This window comes from Pantoea sp. SM3640 (assembly GCF_015654165.1).
Taxonomy (GTDB): domain Bacteria; phylum Pseudomonadota; class Gammaproteobacteria; order Enterobacterales; family Enterobacteriaceae; genus Pantoea; species Pantoea vagans.
The window spans coordinates 846415-863564 of sequence record NZ_CP064872.1; the positions used below are offsets into that span (position 1 = coordinate 846415).

Annotated in this window: 11 protein-coding genes; all 11 read left to right on the forward strand. The window is 57.2% G+C overall.

Going from position 1 to position 17150, the window contains the following annotated elements; translation table 11 throughout:
• The first annotated feature begins 36 nt into the window (after nt 1-36).
• Nucleotides 37-4929: an alpha-2-macroglobulin gene (locus IV493_RS04020; protein WP_195857766.1), complete on the forward strand. Its 4893-nt coding sequence runs from the start codon at nt 37-39 to the stop codon at nt 4927-4929.
• A 12-nt stretch (nt 4930-4941) separates the two neighbouring features.
• Nucleotides 4942-7266, forward strand: a complete 2325-nt coding sequence (gene pbpC / locus IV493_RS04025) for a peptidoglycan glycosyltransferase PbpC (RefSeq protein WP_195857767.1) — start codon at nt 4942-4944, stop codon at nt 7264-7266.
• Nucleotides 7267-7441: 175 nt separating this feature from the next.
• Nucleotides 7442-7873 carry a nucleoside-diphosphate kinase gene (gene ndk / locus IV493_RS04030; protein WP_003848684.1) on the forward strand — a complete coding sequence of 144 codons (432 nt, stop codon included), beginning with the start codon at nt 7442-7444 and terminating at the stop codon, nt 7871-7873.
• Nucleotides 7874-8060: 187 nt separating this feature from the next.
• Nucleotides 8061-9224 carry a bifunctional tRNA (adenosine(37)-C2)-methyltransferase TrmG/ribosomal RNA large subunit methyltransferase RlmN gene (locus IV493_RS04035; protein WP_195857768.1) on the forward strand — a complete coding sequence of 388 codons (1164 nt, stop codon included), beginning with the start codon at nt 8061-8063 and terminating at the stop codon, nt 9222-9224.
• Nucleotides 9225-9304: 80 nt separating this feature from the next.
• Nucleotides 9305-10039 (forward strand): type IV pilus biogenesis/stability protein PilW, encoded by a 735-nt coding sequence (pilW, locus tag IV493_RS04040; RefSeq protein ID WP_147789526.1) that lies wholly within the window; start codon nt 9305-9307, stop codon nt 10037-10039.
• A complete protein-coding gene (gene rodZ / locus IV493_RS04045) occupies nt 10029-11042 on the forward strand; it encodes a cytoskeleton protein RodZ (RefSeq protein ID WP_195857769.1) in 1014 nt (337 codons plus the stop codon). Before pilW ends, rodZ begins: the two co-directional genes overlap by 11 nt.
• A 37-nt stretch (nt 11043-11079) precedes the next feature.
• The gene (ispG, locus tag IV493_RS04050) at nt 11080-12201 is read left to right on the forward strand and encodes a flavodoxin-dependent (E)-4-hydroxy-3-methylbut-2-enyl-diphosphate synthase (protein WP_003848692.1); all 1122 of its coding nucleotides are present in this window, start codon (nt 11080-11082) and stop codon (nt 12199-12201) included.
• 105 nt (nt 12202-12306) lie between these two features.
• Nucleotides 12307-13581, forward strand: coding sequence for a histidine--tRNA ligase (gene hisS, locus IV493_RS04055; protein ID WP_195857770.1), 1275 nt, complete (start codon nt 12307-12309; stop codon nt 13579-13581).
• Nucleotides 13582-13620: 39 nt separating this feature from the next.
• Entirely contained in the window at nt 13621-14238 is a 618-nt protein-coding gene (locus IV493_RS04060) for a YfgM family protein (RefSeq protein WP_013358725.1), read from the forward strand.
• A 19-nt stretch (nt 14239-14257) separates the two neighbouring features.
• Nucleotides 14258-15439, forward strand: coding sequence for an outer membrane protein assembly factor BamB (gene bamB, locus IV493_RS04065; protein ID WP_013358724.1), 1182 nt, complete (start codon nt 14258-14260; stop codon nt 15437-15439).
• A gap of 174 nt (nt 15440-15613) precedes the next feature.
• Complete coding sequence (gene der, locus IV493_RS04070; RefSeq protein WP_013358723.1) at nt 15614-17104, forward strand: ribosome biogenesis GTPase Der; 1491 nt, start codon at nt 15614-15616, stop codon at nt 17102-17104.
• Nucleotides 17105-17150 lie beyond the last annotated feature (46 nt).

Consider the following 17150-nt stretch of genomic DNA (forward strand, 5'->3'; position numbering starts at 1 on the left):
AAACGACACTACCTGCGTCCCGGTGAAGGAACTACCATGAAGAAACGCACTACCCGGCTGCTGCTCAGCATGCTGATCGGTGGCTCGCTGCTGTCAGCGACCCTGTTACCTGCTTTGCCTCTCCAGGCAGCAGAGGCACCCGCAACCAAACATGTCAGCAAACCGCTGACGATTATCGATCTCTCGGAACTGCAGATCGACGGTGCCGCTGCGCTGGTTTTAACCTTCAGTCAGCCGCTGGATGACAAACAGGATATCGCGCAGAAAGTCAGGCTGACCGATGATAAACAGGGTCGGGTGGATGGCGGCTGGGAGCTTTCCGCTAACCGTAAAACGTTGCGCTTCCGCCATCCCGAACCGTCGCGCCACTTCACCGTCACGGTGGATGCGGGACTGCGTGCGGCCAGCGGTGAGACGCTCGCCGCCGATTACAGTAAAAAAATTGCGTCCAGCGATATCCAGCCGATGGTGGGCTTTGCCAGCCGCGGTTCACTGCTGCCGCTGCGTATCACGCAGGGCCTGCCGGTACTGGCGCTGAATGTTAACCAGGTAGATGTCGATTTCTTCCGCATTAAGAATGCTGGCCTGGCGGAATTTCTCTCGCAGTGGAATTACGGCAATAACCTTTCCAGCTGGCAGTCACAGGATCTGCTGAAAAGCAGCCAGCTGGTCTATACGGGACGCTTTGAGCTTAATCCGGCGCGAAACACCCGTGAAAAACTGCAGCTGCCGATGAGTGACATCAAGGCACTTCAGCAGCCGGGCGTCTATCTGGCCGTCATGAAGCAGGCAGGGACTTATCACTACAGCCAGCCTGCTACGCTTTTCACTCTGAGCGATATTGGCCTGTCACTGCACCGCTTCCCGACTCAGTTCGAACTCTTCGCCCAGAGTCTGGCAAATGGCCAGCCGCTCTCCGGCGTCAGCGTCAGGTTGCTGGATGAGAAAGGGCAGGTGCTGCAGAGCGACACCAGTGACAGCACCGGTCATCTGCGCCTGAAAGCGGATGAAAAAGGCAAGATCCTGCTGGCCGTGCAGGGGGAACAGACCTCAATGATCGACCTGGCGCGTCCGGCGCTGGATCTGGCTGAGTTTCCGGTAGCCGGGCCGCAGGGCTATGACAAACAGCTGTTTGTCTTCGGGCCGCGCGATATCTACCGTCCCGGCGAAATCGTCATTGTTAATGCGCTGCTGCGCGATGCCGACGGACGCCCGCTTCCCACACAGCCGATTAAAGCGGAGCTGGTGCAGCCTGACGGCCAGGTGATGCGAACCTTTGTCTGGCAGCCGGAAGCGGGACTCTACCAGCAGCGACTGGCACTGCCCGCGTCCGCCATGACCGGCGACTGGATGCTGCGGCTTAATACCGGCGATAACCTTAAGCGTGAGTGGAAATTCCACGTTGAGGATTTCCTGCCGGAGCGCATGGCGTTAACCCTGAAAAATGACCCTCAGCCGCAGCCTGCTGATGCCAGCGTTGAGTTCGGTATTGAAGGACGCTACCTCTATGGCGCACCGGCGGCGGGTAACACGCTACAGGGGCAACTCTATCTGCGACCGGCGCGTGAAGCCGTGGCTGCACTGCCGGGCTACCAGTTTGGTGACATCACCGAAGAGGGATTAAAGCGCACGCTGGATGAAGTGGACCTCAAGCTCGATGCCAGCGGTAAAGCGCAGCTTACGGTAGAGAATCAGTGGGATCAGCTGCACTCCCCGCTTAACCTGATCCTGCAGGCCAGCCTGCTGGAGACCGGCGGACGTCCGGTCACCCGTCGCGCTACCCAGGCTATCTGGCCCGCTGACGCCCTGCCAGGCATCCGGCCGTTATTTGGGAATAAGGCAGTTTATGACTACCGCAGCGACCGCTATCACGATGAGCCTACCGTACCGGAAGAGAGCCTGGCCGAATTCGACATTGTCTATGCCAACAGTCAGGGCAGGAAACTGGCGGCAGACAAGCTGGACGTGCGTCTGATCCGTGAGCGCCGTGATTACTACTGGAGCTTCTCTGACAGCGAAGGCTGGCAGTCGCAGTATGGCGACAAAGATCTGCAGGAAGATGAACGCGCCATCTCAATCCCGGCTGACGGCAGCACTAAAGTCAGCTTCCCGGTCGAGTGGGGCCACTATCGGCTGGAAGTGCAGGCGGGCGAGAAGATCGTCAGCAGCGTGCGGTTCCAGGCCGGTTATGACTGGCAGGACAACACCAACGGGACGGGTGCGTTGCGCCCCGATCAGGTCAGACTGAAGCTGGATAAAGCCGCTTACCAGCCGGGTGACACCGTGCATCTGCAGGTCGAATCACCGGCTGCCGGTAAAGGCTACCTGATGGTGGAGTCGAGCAGCGGCACGCTCTGGTGGCAGCCGCTGACCGTACCAAAGGGCGGCACCACGGTGGATGTGCCGGTGGCTGAGAGCTGGCAGCGTCACGATCTCTACTTCAGCGCTATTGTGGTGCGTGATGGCGATAAAGTCAGTGGTGCCACACCCAAACGCGCGGTAGGGCTGTTACACCTGCCGATGGCGACCGAAGCACGTCGCTTAAACCTGACGCTTGCGGCACCTGATAAAATCCGTCCTGAGCAACTCCTGACGGTCAACGTTCATGCCAGTCGTGACGGCGGTCCGCTGCCTGAAAAAGTGAATGTGCTGCTGTCAGCCGTGGACAGTGGCGTACTCAGCGTGACGGATTTTAAAACGCCCGATCCATGGCAGGCTTTCTTTGGCCGTAAACGCTACAACGTCGATCAGTACGACGTTTTCGGTCAGTTGATCGAAGGCGGCGGCCGGCTGGCGGCGCTGCGTTTTGGTGGTGATGGCGAGGATGAATCGATGACGCGCGGCGGTAAAAAGCCGGTGACGCACGTCAATATCGTCGCGCAGCAGTTACAGGCGGTGACGCTGAATAAAGAAGGCAACGGATCGATTACGCTGCCGATCCCGGCCTTTAACGGTGAACTGCGGCTGATGACGCAGGCCTGGAGCGATGACAGCTTCGGTGCCGCAGAGCGCAAACTGGTGGTCGCGGCACCGCTGATCAGCGAGCTGGCTACCCCACGTTTCCTTGCCAGCGGCGATACCGCATCACTGGCGCTGGATCTCACTAACCTGACCGATCTGCCGCAAAACCTTAAGGTTGATCTCTCCAGCAGTGGCCTGGTGGATCTGGCCGGTGCTGCCAGCCAGAGTGTGACGCTGGCTAAAGGTGCACGCACCACGTTACAGATTCCGGTCACGGCGAAAACCGGCTTTGGTGACGGCGAGGTTACCGTACAGATTTCCGGTCTGAATCTGCCGGGTGAGCAGGTGAAGCCTGGCAGACAGCAGTGGAAAATTGGTGTCAGACCGCCTTATCCGGCGCAGACGCTGAACTTTGATGCCGTAATCAATCCCGATCAGACCTGGGAGATCGCGGCGGCGGCGCTGACGGGGCTGGATGCACAAACCCTGAGCGGCCAGCTGACGCTGAGCAATCGTCCGCCGCTGAATATCGCCAGCTATATCAGTGCGCTTTACGCCTATCCCTACGGCTGTCTGGAACAGACCAGCAGCGGACTCTGGCCTTCGCTTTACACCAGCCATGCTGAGCTGACCGCGATGGGCATTAAAACCAGCAGCGATGAAGCACGACGGGCCGCCGTCGACACCGGCATTGCTCGTCTGGCTGGCATGCAGCGCGCCAACGGCAGCTTCGGGCTGTGGGATAAACAGAGTGAAGAGGAGTTCTGGCTGACGCCTTACGTGACGGACTTCCTGCTGCGCGCCAGCGAGGCGGGCTATGCGTTGCCGGATAATGTGGTGGAGCGCGCTAATGCCCGGCTGCTGCGCTATCTGCAGGATCCCTCGCAGATCAGCGGCGGCGGTGATAACAACGCCGCGCTACAGTTCAGCGTACAGGCTTACGCCGGGCTGGTGCTGGCGCGTCAGCAACGTGCCCCGCTGGGTGCGCTGCGCGCCTTGTATCAGCAACGTGAGAAGTCCCGCTCCGGCCTGGCGCTGATGCAGCTTGGCGTCGCGCTGAAGCTGATGGGTGACGGACAGCGTGCACAGCAGGCGATCATGCAGGGTGCCACGCTGACGCGTTCGGATAAAGAGTGGTATGGCGACTATGGCAGCACGGTGCGCGATCAGGGGATGATGATTGCGTTGCTGGCGGAAAATAAGCTGCAGCCGGATGTGCAAAACAGTCTGCTGCTGTCACTGTCCAGAGAGGTCAATGGCAAACGCTGGTTCTCGACTCAGGAAAATAACGCACTTTATCTGGCAGCTCACACTCTGCAACGTGCGCAGGGCGGAAGCTGGCAGGCGCTATTGTCGGGCAATCCTGAACCGCTGCAGGGCGATGCGCCACTCAATAAAGGGCTGGCGGCTGACCGCCTGTTACAGGGCTTAGCCATCCGTAATCCGGGTAGTGCGCCGCTGTATGGTCGTCTGGACGTCACCGGTTATCCGCTGGCCGCGCCTCAGCCTGAGAGCAATGTGCTCGGGATAAAACGTGAATACTTTACCCTGGATGGCAAAGCCGCCGATCTCAGTAATCTGCGCAGCGGGGAGTTGCTGGTGGTACGTCTGACCGTTTCGTCAAAGCGCAGCATCAGCGATGCGCTGGTGGTGGATCTGCTGCCTGCCGGTCTGGAGCTGGAAAACCAGAATCTGGCCGACAGCAGCGCCAGTCTTGGCGACAGTGCGGATGCGCTGAAAGAGAGTATGGGCGATATGCAGCAGGCTGACATTAAGCATATTGAGTTCCGCGACGATCGCTTTGTCGCGGCACTGGCGGTAGATACTTATCGTCCCGCAACGCTGGTCTATCTGGCGCGGGCGGTCACGCCGGGTCGCTTCCTGATGCCGCCGCCGCAGGTCGAGTCGATGTATGTGCCAGAGTGGCGCGCTACCGGCAGTACGCCGCCGCAGCTGCATATCCAGTAAGTGACGCGACGCGTGTTAAAACCTCGCACCCTTAAAAAGTGGTGGCTCGCGCTGCCGCTTTTTTTTCTGGCGTTATGGCTGGCGACGTGGGGACTGGATCGGCTGTTCCCGCTGCCGCTTAAACAGGTGCAGCCTGCGCGGGTCATTGTGGCCAGCGACGGTACGCCGCTGTGGCGCTTCGCTGACAGCAAGGGCATCTGGCGCTATCCGGTTACACCAGAAGAGGTGGCACCGGCCTATCTGCAGGCGCTGCTCACCTACGAAGATCGCTGGTTCTGGTATCACCCCGGCATCAATCCCCTGGCGCTGGTGCGCGCGGCCTGGCAGGATTTGCGTCATCAGAGTGTGATTTCCGGCGGCAGCACCCTGACCATGCAGGTGGCACGCCTTGTCGACCCGCAACCCCGCACGTTGCGGGGCAAGCTGATTCAGGCGTGGCGTGCGCTACAGCTGGAGTGGCATCTTTCCAAACGAGACATCCTGACGCTCTATCTTAATCGTGCGCCTTTTGGCGGTACGCTGGAAGGGGTGGGCGCGGCAAGCTGGAGCTGGCTGGGCAAAGCCCCGTCACAGCTGACGCCGGGTGAAGCGGCGTTGCTTGCCGTGTTGCCGCAGGCACCCAGCCGTCTGCGGCCCGATCGCTGGCCGGAGCGGGCGGAAGCCGCTCGCAATAAAGTGCTGGATCGGCTGGCGGAATACCACATCTGGTCCGCGGAACAGGTGGCGGAAATTCGTCAGGAGCCGGTGTGGCTGCCGGCGCGACAGATGCCGCAGATGGCACCGCTGCTGGCCCGGCGGCTGCTGTCGATCAGCCGCAGCGATAAGATTGTTTCCACGCTCGATCCTTCACTGCAGCGCGAACTGGAAAGCCTGGCGCTCAACGTTAAAAACCAGCTGCCGCCGCGCACCTCGCTGGCGATGCTGGTGGTGGATCACACCACCATGGCCGTTCGCGGTTATGCCGGCTCGGCCGACTTTACCGATGACAGCCGTTTTGGTCATGTGGATATGATCGCCAGCGTGCGCTCGCCAGGTTCGGTGTTAAAACCCTTTATCTACGGCATGGCGTTGGACGAGGGACTGATTCATGCCGAATCGCTGCTGCAGGATGTGCCGCGTCGCTTTGGTGATTACCGGCCCGGCAACTTTGACACCGGCTTTCACGGACCGGTCAGCGCCAGCGACGCGCTGGTGCGCTCCCTGAATCTGCCCGCCGTTCAGCTGCTGGAGGCGCTGGGGCCGAAAAACGTCGCGGCGCGTCTGCGCAATGTGGGTCTGAATTTACGTTTTCCGCCTGGCGCTGAACCCAATCTTTCATTGATTCTCGGCGGCACCGGGGCGCGCATGGATGAAATTGTCGCGGCCTACAGCGCTTTTGCCCGCCACGGCAATGCCGCTCAGCTGCGCTGGATGCCCGATCAACCGTTGCAGCAGCGACCGCTGCTATCAAAGGAGTCGGCGTGGATCATCCGGCGTATCCTGGCCGGCGAAGCGCAGCCTGCCGGTAATGGCAACGTGCCCGACGTAGTGCCGCTGGCCTGGAAGACCGGCACCAGTTACGGCTATCGCGACGCCTGGTCGGTAGGCATTAATCCCCGTTACCTGATTGGCGTGTGGGTCGGACGACCTGATGCGACGCCGGTTGCCGGCCAGTTTGGTTTTGCCTCAGCCGTGCCGATCATGAATCAGATTAACAGCGTGCTGATGAGCCGCCTCGGCAGGCGTGACGTGCCAGGCGATCCGCGTCCGGCCTCGGTCACGGTCGCGACCATCTGCTGGCCTGGTGGTCAGCCGCTGCCCGCCGAAGACGAAAACTGTCGTCAGCGGCGGCAAAGCTGGGTTGCTTCGGATACGCTGCCGCCAACGCTGCTGGCACCCGGCCAGGAGAGCCTCAGCGGATTACGCCTGAGTTACTGGCAGAATGCGCAGGGACTGCGCGTTGCTGCCGACTGTCCCGGCGCCACTCGTCACGAACGGCTTGTCTGGCCGCTGCCGCTGGAAGCCTGGCTGCCGCCTCAGGAGCGGCGAGCGCAGCGTCTGCCACCTGTTGATACGCACTGTCCACCGTTACAGCAGAGCAGCAGTGCACCGCTGATCATTACCGGCATCATTGAGGGGCAAATCGTTAAGCCGCTGCCGGGCAACAGTGCGCTGACGATCCCGGTCGCGGTGCAGGGCGGGCAGGGTGCGCAGCGCTGGTGGTTCCTGAATGGTGAGCCTCTCATAACGCAAAATGCCGCAGAGATGTCGCTGCATCTCGATCATCCGGGCGAGTATCAGCTGGTGGTGATGGATGAAGAGGGTCAGCTTGTCTCGGTCACTTTTAGTCGGGGCTGACGCTTTTCTGCGCTAAATCATAACCGTTGCGCTTCTGCTTCGACTCAGATCAAGAATTTTCAACAAATCAGGGATCTCTGGTAGGCAATGCCGGACTCAGCCCCTATAATCGGCGCCGTTTCTTAACCGGGGCGGACGCTACCGGTTTCTTCAGAACGTCAAGACAGAGGTCATCATGGCAATCGAACGTACTTTTTCTATCATCAAGCCAAACGCCGTCGCTAAAAATGTGATTGGTGCTATCTACAACCGTTTTGAAAGCGCAGGCTTCAAAATCGTTGGCGCAAAAATGCTGCAGCTGAGCAAAGAGCAGGCTGAAGGCTTTTACGCTGAGCACCAGGGCAAGCCATTCTTCGATGGTCTGGTTGAATTCATGACCTCTGGCCCGGTTGTTGTTTCCGTGCTGGAAGGTGAAAATGCCGTTCAGCGTCACCGTGACCTGATGGGTGCCACTAACCCGGCAAACGCACTGGCTGGCACACTGCGTGCTGACTACGCTGACAGCTTCACCGAAAACGCGACTCACGGTTCAGATTCTGCTGAATCCGCTGCCCGCGAAATCGCTTATTTCTTCGGCGAAAACGAAATCTGCCCACGTACCCGTTAATCGCCTGGCGATAAACGTTACAGCGGCTTTACAAAAATCTGCGTAGGGGAGGTCACTCCCGCCTGTTATCAGGCCGCAGATGTTGTACAATATTGCGCCTTCATTGACATCGCTTAATGAAGGCGCAATTTTTTTCACCTATCCCTGAACAGCGCCATAACGTGTAACAACGAGGCCAGAGAATATTATGTCCGAACAGATTGTGACGTCCGCGTCCCCTATTGTCGTCTCCCCCAAAAGCCAGAAAATCAACCTGCTGGATCTCAACCGTCAGCAGATGCGCGAATTCTTCCTGTCGCTGGGTGAAAAGCCGTTCCGCGCCGATCAGGTCATGAAGTGGATTTATCACTACTGCTGCGATGACTTCGAGCAGATGACCGACATCAACAAAAAGCTGCGTAACCGGCTGATGGAGCTGACGGAGATCCGCGCGCCAGAAGTGGCGGAAGAGATGCGCTCTACCGACGGCACCATCAAATGGGCCATTCGTGTCGGTGACCAGCTGGTGGAAACGGTCTATATCCCGGAAGGCGACCGCGCTACGCTCTGTGTCTCTTCACAGGTGGGGTGTGCGCTGGAGTGTAAATTCTGTTCGACCGCACAGCAGGGCTTTAACCGTAACCTGCGGGTGTCAGAAATTATTGGTCAGGTGTGGCGTGCGGCGAAAATTGTCGGCGCAGCGAAAATCACCGGCCAGCGTCCTATCACTAACGTGGTGATGATGGGCATGGGCGAGCCGCTGCTCAACCTCAATAACGTGGTGCCGGCGATGGAGATCATGCTGGATGACTTCGGCTTTGGTCTGTCGAAGCGTCGCGTGACCCTCTCTACTTCGGGTGTCGTTCCTGCGCTGGATAAACTGGGCGATATGATTGACGTCGCGCTGGCCATTTCCCTGCATGCGCCGAACGATAAGCTGCGCGATGACATCGTGCCAATCAACAAAAAGTACAATATCGAAACCTTCCTGGCGGCGGTGAAACGCTACATTGGTAAATCCAACGCCAATCAGGGACGTGTGACCATTGAGTACGTGTTGCTGGATCACGTCAACGACAGCACCGACGATGCGCATGAGCTTGCCGCATTACTGAAAGAAACACCGTGTAAAATCAACCTGATTCCGTGGAACCCCTTCCCGGGCGCGCCGTATGGCCGTAGCTCAAACAGCCGCATCGATCGTTTCTCCAAGGTGCTGATGGACTATGGTTTTACCACCATCGTGCGTAAAACCCGTGGCGACGATATTGATGCCGCCTGTGGTCAGTTAGCCGGAGAAGTGATCGACCGTACTAAGCGAACGCTGCGTAAAAAAATGGCGGGTGAAGCCATATCTGTGAAGGCTCTCTAGAAGAGTGACACAGTGCGTTTCCTGAAGTGATGACGCGTGGCAGGCTGCAGCCTGTCAACGTCAACCGGATGGAAACGATTATGCGTAACGGATTACCTGCAGTTTTACTGGCGCTGTTTGTTGTAAGCGGGTGTGTCAGCCAGCCGTATGAACCCGGCGCTGAAGAGGTGCGTCTGCAGTTAGGGATGCACTATCTGGCCGGTGGAGACTATGCCGCAGCTGAGCGAAACTTTCTGCGTGCACAGGCCGCCGCGCCCGAGGACTACCGGGTCTCGCTTGCACTGGCACGGCTGGCGCAGCAGCAGGGTAATCAGACAGCGGCGCAGGCACGGTTTATACTGGCACAGCAGCAGGCCCCGGATAATGGTTTTGTTGCTAACAATTACGGTGCGTTTCTCTGCGCTTTAAGGCAGTATGACGAAGCGCATCAACAGTTTAGTCGGGCAGGCGCTGCACCTCAGTTTGATGCACGCAATGACGCGCGTGAGCTGGCAGGGTTTTGTTATCTGCAGGCGGGCGATGTTGCCGCTGCCCGCAGGACGTTACGCCAGGCCCTTGAGGCCGACAGACGCAAAGCGGATTCGCTGCTGTCGGAAGCTGAAAAGCTGATGGCAGATAACCAGCTGGCAAAGGTGCAGGTTTTGCTCGACGTTTACCAGCAACAGTTGCCCGAAACGGCACGAAGTCTGGCGTTACACTTACGTTTCGCCGCGCTACAGGGAAATGCCGCTGACGTTTCACGTTATGGCGACCAGTTAGCGCGACGTTTTCCGCAATCGATACAGTACCAGCGTTATTTAGCTAATGAATACTGAAGCCACTCAAGAAAACTCTGCATTACATTCAACAGGTGAACGCCTGCGTCTGGCCCGTGAGCAGATGGGGCTGACGCAGCAGAACGTCGCTGAGCGCCTGTGCCTGAAACTCTCTACCGTGCGTGACATTGAGGAAGACAAATCGCCTGCCGATTTAGCCTCTACGTTCCTGCGCGGCTACATTCGTTCTTACGCGCGTCTGGTGCACATTCCTGAAGAGGAACTGCTGCCAATGATGGCGAAACAGACACCGGTTCGGGCTGCAAAAATCGAACCGATGCAAAGTTTCTCACTGGGTAAGCGTCGCAAAAAACGCGACGGCTGGCTGATGATTTTCACCTGGCTGGTGGTGTTTGTGGTAGTGGGGCTGACCGGTGCCTGGTGGTGGCAGAACCATAAGGCGTCGCAGGATGACCTGGTGCCGATGACCGATCAGAACAGCAGTAGCGGCGATAATGGCCAGTCGATTCCGCTGGGTGAATCCAGCGGTGACAGCGCGGCACCTGCCGCGCCGGACGAAAGCAATACCACTACCAGCAACAGCGTGGCCAGCACGCCAGCGAGCGCGGCTCCAGCCGCCAGCGCCAGCAATAGCGCGACTGCCGCACAGCAGGACACCAACAGCAATGCGGTGGTATCGCCGAGTCAGGCACCTGTGGAAAACACGGCGGCTGCCCCTGCAACTACCCAGTCCGGTAACAGCACATCACCTCAGATGCCAGTAGGCGCAGCCGCAGTCAGTGAACCGGCTGCTGACCCTAACGCAGTGGTCATGACCTTTAACGCCGACTGCTGGCTGGAAGTGAGTGATGCGACCGGTAAAAAACTGTTCAGCGGTATTCAGCGCAGTGGTGGTAAACTCAGCCTCGCAGGAACGCCTCCGTATCGTCTGAAAATTGGCGCGCCTTCCGCGGTTCAGGTGCAATATCAGAATCAGCCCGTTGATTTAAGCCGTTTTATCCGTAATAACCAGGTTGCTCGCCTGACGTTGGGTGCGCAATAACAGCGTATCGCGTACCGGGCAATTGTGGAGAAGAAATATGCATAACGAAGCACCCATTATCCGCCGTAAATCCAAACGCATTTACGTCGGCAAGGTGCCGGTCGGTGACGGCGCGCCAATCGCCGTACAGTCGATGACCAACACCCGCACCACTGACGTGGAAGCGACGGTAAATCAGATCAAAGCCCTTGAGCGCGTCGGTGTCGACATCGTGCGTATCTCGGTGCCTACCATGGATGCCGCAGAAGCATTCAGACTGATCAAACAGCAGGTAAACGTGCCGCTGGTTGCAGATATTCATTTTGACTACCGCATCGCCCTGAAAGTCGCCGAATATGGCGTCGACTGCCTGCGCATCAATCCTGGTAATATCGGGAACAATGAGCGCATCCGTATGGTGGTCGACTGCGCACGCGACAACAATATTCCGATTCGAATTGGCGTGAACGCCGGTTCGCTGGAAAAAGATCTGCAGGAAAAGTATGGCGAGCCGACGCCACAGGCGCTGCTGGAATCTGCCATGCGACACGTCGATCATCTCGACCGTCTTAACTTTGATCAATTCAAAGTCAGCGTAAAAGCGTCTGACGTCTTCCTCGCGGTTGAATCTTATCGCCTGCTGGCGAAACAGATCGAACAGCCTCTGCATCTCGGCATCACCGAAGCGGGTGGCGCACGTGCGGGCGCGGTGAAATCGGCGATTGGCCTGGGGCTGCTGCTGTCAGAAGGGATCGGCGATACGTTGCGCATCTCGCTGGCGGCCGATCCGGTTGAAGAAGTGAAAGTCGGTTTTGATATCCTGAAGTCACTGCGCATTCGCTCTCGTGGTATCAATTTCATCGCCTGTCCGACCTGCTCACGTCAGGAGTTTGACGTCATCGGCACGGTCAACGCGCTGGAGCAGCGTCTGGAAGATCTGATCACGCCGATGGATGTGTCGATTATCGGCTGTGTAGTCAACGGACCCGGCGAAGCGACCCTCTCTACGCTGGGCGTTACCGGCGGCAGCAAGAAGAGTGGTTTCTACGAAGATGGTGTGCGTCAGCGCGATCGTCTCGACAACAATGACATGATCGATCAGCTGGAAGCGCGCATTCGTGCCAAAGCGTCGATGCTGGATGCCAGCCGCCGTATTGATGTGCAGCATCTGGAAAAATAATGGCGTGCGCGGCCTGCGTACGTGACTTTTTTGACTGAACCTGTGCGGTTTCATCCTCATAAGGTATGATGCCGGACAGGTTTTTTTGCATTAAGAGATTTTAACGTGGCGAAGAATATTCAGGCAATTCGCGGGATGAACGACTACCTGCCTGCGGATACTGCCCTCTGGCAACGGATTGAAGGCGTTCTCAAGCAGACGCTGGCGAGCTACGGTTACAGCGAAATTCGCTTACCGCTGGTAGAGCAAACCCCACTGTTTAAACGCGCCATCGGTGAAGTCACCGACGTGGTTGAAAAAGAGATGTATACCTTCGATGACCGCAACGGTGAAAGCCTGACGCTGCGTCCGGAAGGCACGGCTGGCTGCGTGCGCGCCGGTATCGAACACGGTTTACTCTACAATCAGGAACAGCGCCTGTGGTACATGGGACCGATGTTCCGCTACGAACGTCCGCAGAAAGGTCGCTATCGTCAGTTCTATCAGATTGGTGTGGAAGTCTTTGGTCTGCAGGGACCGGACATCGATGCTGAACTGATCATGCTGAATGCCCGCTGGTGGAAAGCCTTGGGTATCTCTGAGCACGTTCGCCTGGAACTTAACTCTATCGGTTCGCTGGAAGCCCGTGCTCACTATCGTGACGCGCTGGTCGCCTTTCTTGAACAGCACAAAGACGTGCTGGACGAGGATTGCAAACGCCGCATGTACAGTAACCCGATGCGCGTTCTTGACAGCAAAAATCCTGATGTTCAGCAACTGCTGAATGATGCGCCACAGCTTGGCGACTATCTGGATGACGAATCCCGCGAGCATTTCAGCGGCCTGTGTACCCTGCTGGATGACGCTGGCATTAGCTACACCGTCAATCAGCGTCTGGTACGCGGTCTGGATTACTACAACCGCACTGTGATTGAGTGGGTTACCGATAGCCTGGGTTCACAGGGCACGGTGTGTGGCGGCGGTCGCTATGATGGCCTGGTTGAGCAGCTCGGTGGCCGTGCAACGCCTGCCGTAGGTTTCGCCATGGGCATGGAGCGTCTGGTGCTGCTGGTTCAGGCGGTTAATCCTGAATTTGAACCGACGAGCAATGTGGATGTCTATGTTATCGCTTCAGGTCAGGGCGTGCAGTCTGCTGCGATGCAACTGGCTGAGAAATTGCGTGATGAGGCGCCGGAACTGAGGCTGATGACTAACTTTGGCGGCGGCAACTTCAAGAAGCAATTTGCCCGTGCTGACAAGTGGGGCGCACGCGTTGCCCTGGTGTTAGGCGAAGACGAAGTTAAAGCCGGTCAGGTCGTGATTAAAGATCTGCGCCGTGGCGAGCAGCAAACGCTGGATCAGGCAGAGGCTGCTGCTGTATTGCGCACGCTGTTACAGTAAGCGTGACACAGCACCAACCATAGAAAGGAGAGGGATTGCGTGGAAGTGTATAGCAATGAGAACGAGCAGACCGACGCGCTGCGCAACTTTTTTGCCAGTAATGGCAAAGCGTTAGCCATTGGCGTAGTCATCGGCATTGCTGCGCTGGGTGGCTGGCGTTACTGGAGCAGTCATCAGGATGATACGGCGAAATCCGTGTCCGCGCAGTATCAGCAGCTCACCAGCGCCATGCAGGCGGGTAAACCGGAAACGCTGGAAGCGGTCAGCCGTTTTGCCAGTGAAAACAGCAATACCTACGGTGCGCTGGCTGCGATGGATCTGGCGAAGCAGTATGTTGACGCTGGTCAGCTTGATAAGGCCGCAACGCTGCTGCAAAACGGACTGAAAGACACCAAAGATGCCAATTTGCAGGCGGTGATTAACCTGCGCCTGGCACGCATTCAACTGCAACAGAATCAAGCGGATGCGGCGCTTAAAACCCTTGACGGTGTGAAGGGTGATGGCTGGACAGCCATTGTGGCCGATATTCGTGGCGAAGCGCTGCTGACCAAAGGTGACAAGCAGGGCGCGCGCGATGCCTGGAGTAAAGGAGTCGAATCTGACGCCTCTCCGGCATTGAAGCAAATGATGCAGATGAAGATGAATAACTTAAGCTAAGCCAGTCAAGAGAGCGCACATGGAATTACGTAAATACCTGCTGCCAGGACTGATTTCAGTCACTTTGCTCAGCGGTTGTTCGCTGTTTAGCGGCGAAGAAGATGTAGTAAAAATGGCCCCGTTGCCGAAGGTAGAAAATCAGTTCACGCCACAGAAAGTGTGGAACACCTCGGTAGGCGATGGCGTTGGTGATTTCTACTCAAATCTGCATCCGGCCTGGCAGGACAACACTGTTTTTGCAGCCGATCGTTTTGGTATTGTCAAAGCGCTGGATGCGGCAGACGGTAAAGAAAAATGGAAAGTCGATCTCTCTGAGAAAACCGGCTTCTTCTCGAAAAACCGCTCAGCGCTGTTATCTGGCGGCCTGACCGCTGATGGCGATCGGGTTTATGTCGGCAGCGAGCGCGGCAAAGTTTATGCCCTGAACAGCAGCGATGGCAGCCTGGCCTGGCAGACCAGCGTCGCAGGTGAAGCGCTGTCTCGTCCTGTTGTCAGCGATGGTCTGGTACTGGTGCATACCAGTAACGGCATGCTGCAGGGACTGGATCAGAGCAGCGGTGCGGTGAAGTGGAGCGTCAATCTGGATATGCCAGCGTTGTCTCTGCGCGGTGAATCTGCACCTGCTGTCGCATTTGGCGGCGCCATTGTCGGTGGCGACAACGGTCGCGTCAGTGCCGTGGTGATGAACCAGGGACAGCTGATCTGGCAGCAGCGTATTTCTCAGGTCAGCGGTGCCACTGAGATCGACCGTCTTAATGACGTCGATACCACGCCGGTTATCGTTAATGGCGTAGTGTATGCACTCGCTTACAACGGTAACCTGTCGGCGCTGGATCTGCGTTCCGGCCAGATTTTGTGGAAACGCGAAATTGGCGGTGTGAAAGATCTGATTGTCGATGCCGGTCGTATCTATCTGGTCGATCAGGATGACCGTGTGATTGCGCTGAACGCTGATGGCGGTGTTGCCATCTGGCGTCAGAGCGATCTGCTGCATCGCAACCTGACGTCACCGGTGCTCTACAACGGCTACCTGGTGGTCGGCGACAGTGAAGGTTATCTGCACTGGCTGAACACCACCGATGGTCGTTTTGTCGCACAGCAGAAACTGGATAGCTCAGGCTTCCAGACTGAGCCGGTGGTTGCCAGCGATAAGCTGCTGATCCAGTCGAAAGACGGCGAGGTTTATGCGATTACCCGTTAACGGGTAAACGTCTGGCAGGTGAAATCCTCCGTTCCGACGGCTCCTGATTTAATCAGGGGCCGTTTCGTTTTTAGTCAGGCATGGTATTCTTTGCGCCTTAAGCCTGAACTTAGCGGCCAGAGCCGTTATAATCACGCCATTCGGGCGATTCATTATTTATTGAGGCATTTTGTTATGGTACCTGTGGTCGCGCTGGTTGGGCGTCCCAATGTGGGAAAATCTACGCTATTTAACCGCTTAACCCGCACACGTGATGCGCTGGTAGCGGATTTTCCTGGACTGACTCGCGATCGCAAATATGGTCGCGCCGAAGTGGAAGGGCGCGAATTTATTGTTATTGATACCGGTGGTATCGACGGCACCGAAGAAGGTGTTGAAACGCGGATGGCCGAGCAGTCACTGCTGGCGATTGAAGAAGCCGATGTCGTGCTGTTTATGGTCGATGCACGTGCGGGCATGATGGCCGCCGATCAGCAGATCGCTAAGCATCTCCGCTCGCGTCAGAAAGCCACTTTCCTGGTGGCGAACAAAACTGACGGACTCGATCCGGATCAGGCGGTTGTCGACTTCTATTCACTGGGCCTGGGTGAGATTCATGCCATTGCGGCCTCGCATGGTCGTGGTGTGAGCAGCCTGATAGAAGAGGCACTGCTGCCGTGGATGGAAGAAGCTGAGACGGTCGAGCTCACTGAAGAAGAAGAGAACCAGGCTTACTGGGCTGCGCTTGAAGCTGACGAGATTGCTGAGCAGGAAGCCGCAGAGGAAGAGGAAAACTTCGACCCGACTGGCTTGCCAATCAAACTGGCGATCGTTGGCCGTCCTAACGTAGGTAAGTCAACGCTTACTAACCGCATCCTGGGCGAAGATCGTGTGGTGGTCTACGATATGCCGGGTACCACGCGCGACAGTATCTATATTCCGATGGAGCGTGATGGACGTGAATACGTTCTGATCGACACCGCAGGCGTGCGTAAGCGTGCCAAAATCTCTGACACCGTTGAGAAATTCTCGGTAATCAAGACACTGCAGGCGATTGAAGATGCCAACGTCGTGATGCTGGTGATTGATGCCCATGCCGGTATTTCCGATCAGGATCTCTCGCTGCTGGGCTTCATTCTTAACAGTGGTCGCTCGCTGGTGATTGTGGTCAACAAATGGGATGGCCTGTCGCAGGAAGTGCGTGATGAAGTGAAAGAGACGCTGGATTTCCGTCTGGGCTTTATCGATTTCGCCCGCATCCACTTTATCTCTGCGCTACACGGCAGCGGCGTGGGTAATCTGTTTGAGTCGATCACAGAAGCCTATGACTGTTCGACCCGACGCGTTAACACCTCGCTGCTGACCCGCATCATGAACATGGCGGCAGACGATCACCAGCCGCCGCTGGTACGCGGTCGTCGCGTTAAGCTTAAATACGCGCATGCTGGTGGCTATAACCCGCCTATCGTGGTGATCCATGGTAACCAGGTTAAGGATCTGCCAGATTCTTATAAACGCTACCTGATGAACTATTTCCGTAAATCACTTAACGTGATGGGAACGCCAATTCGCATTCAGTTCAAAGAGGGTGATAACCCTTATGAAGGCAAACGTAACCTGCTGACGCCAACGCAGCAGCGTAAACGTAAGCGTCTGATGGCGCATATGAAAAAGAATAAGCGTTAATAAAATGAGGGCCATCTGGCCCTCTTTTTTTTGCGCTGAATAACGC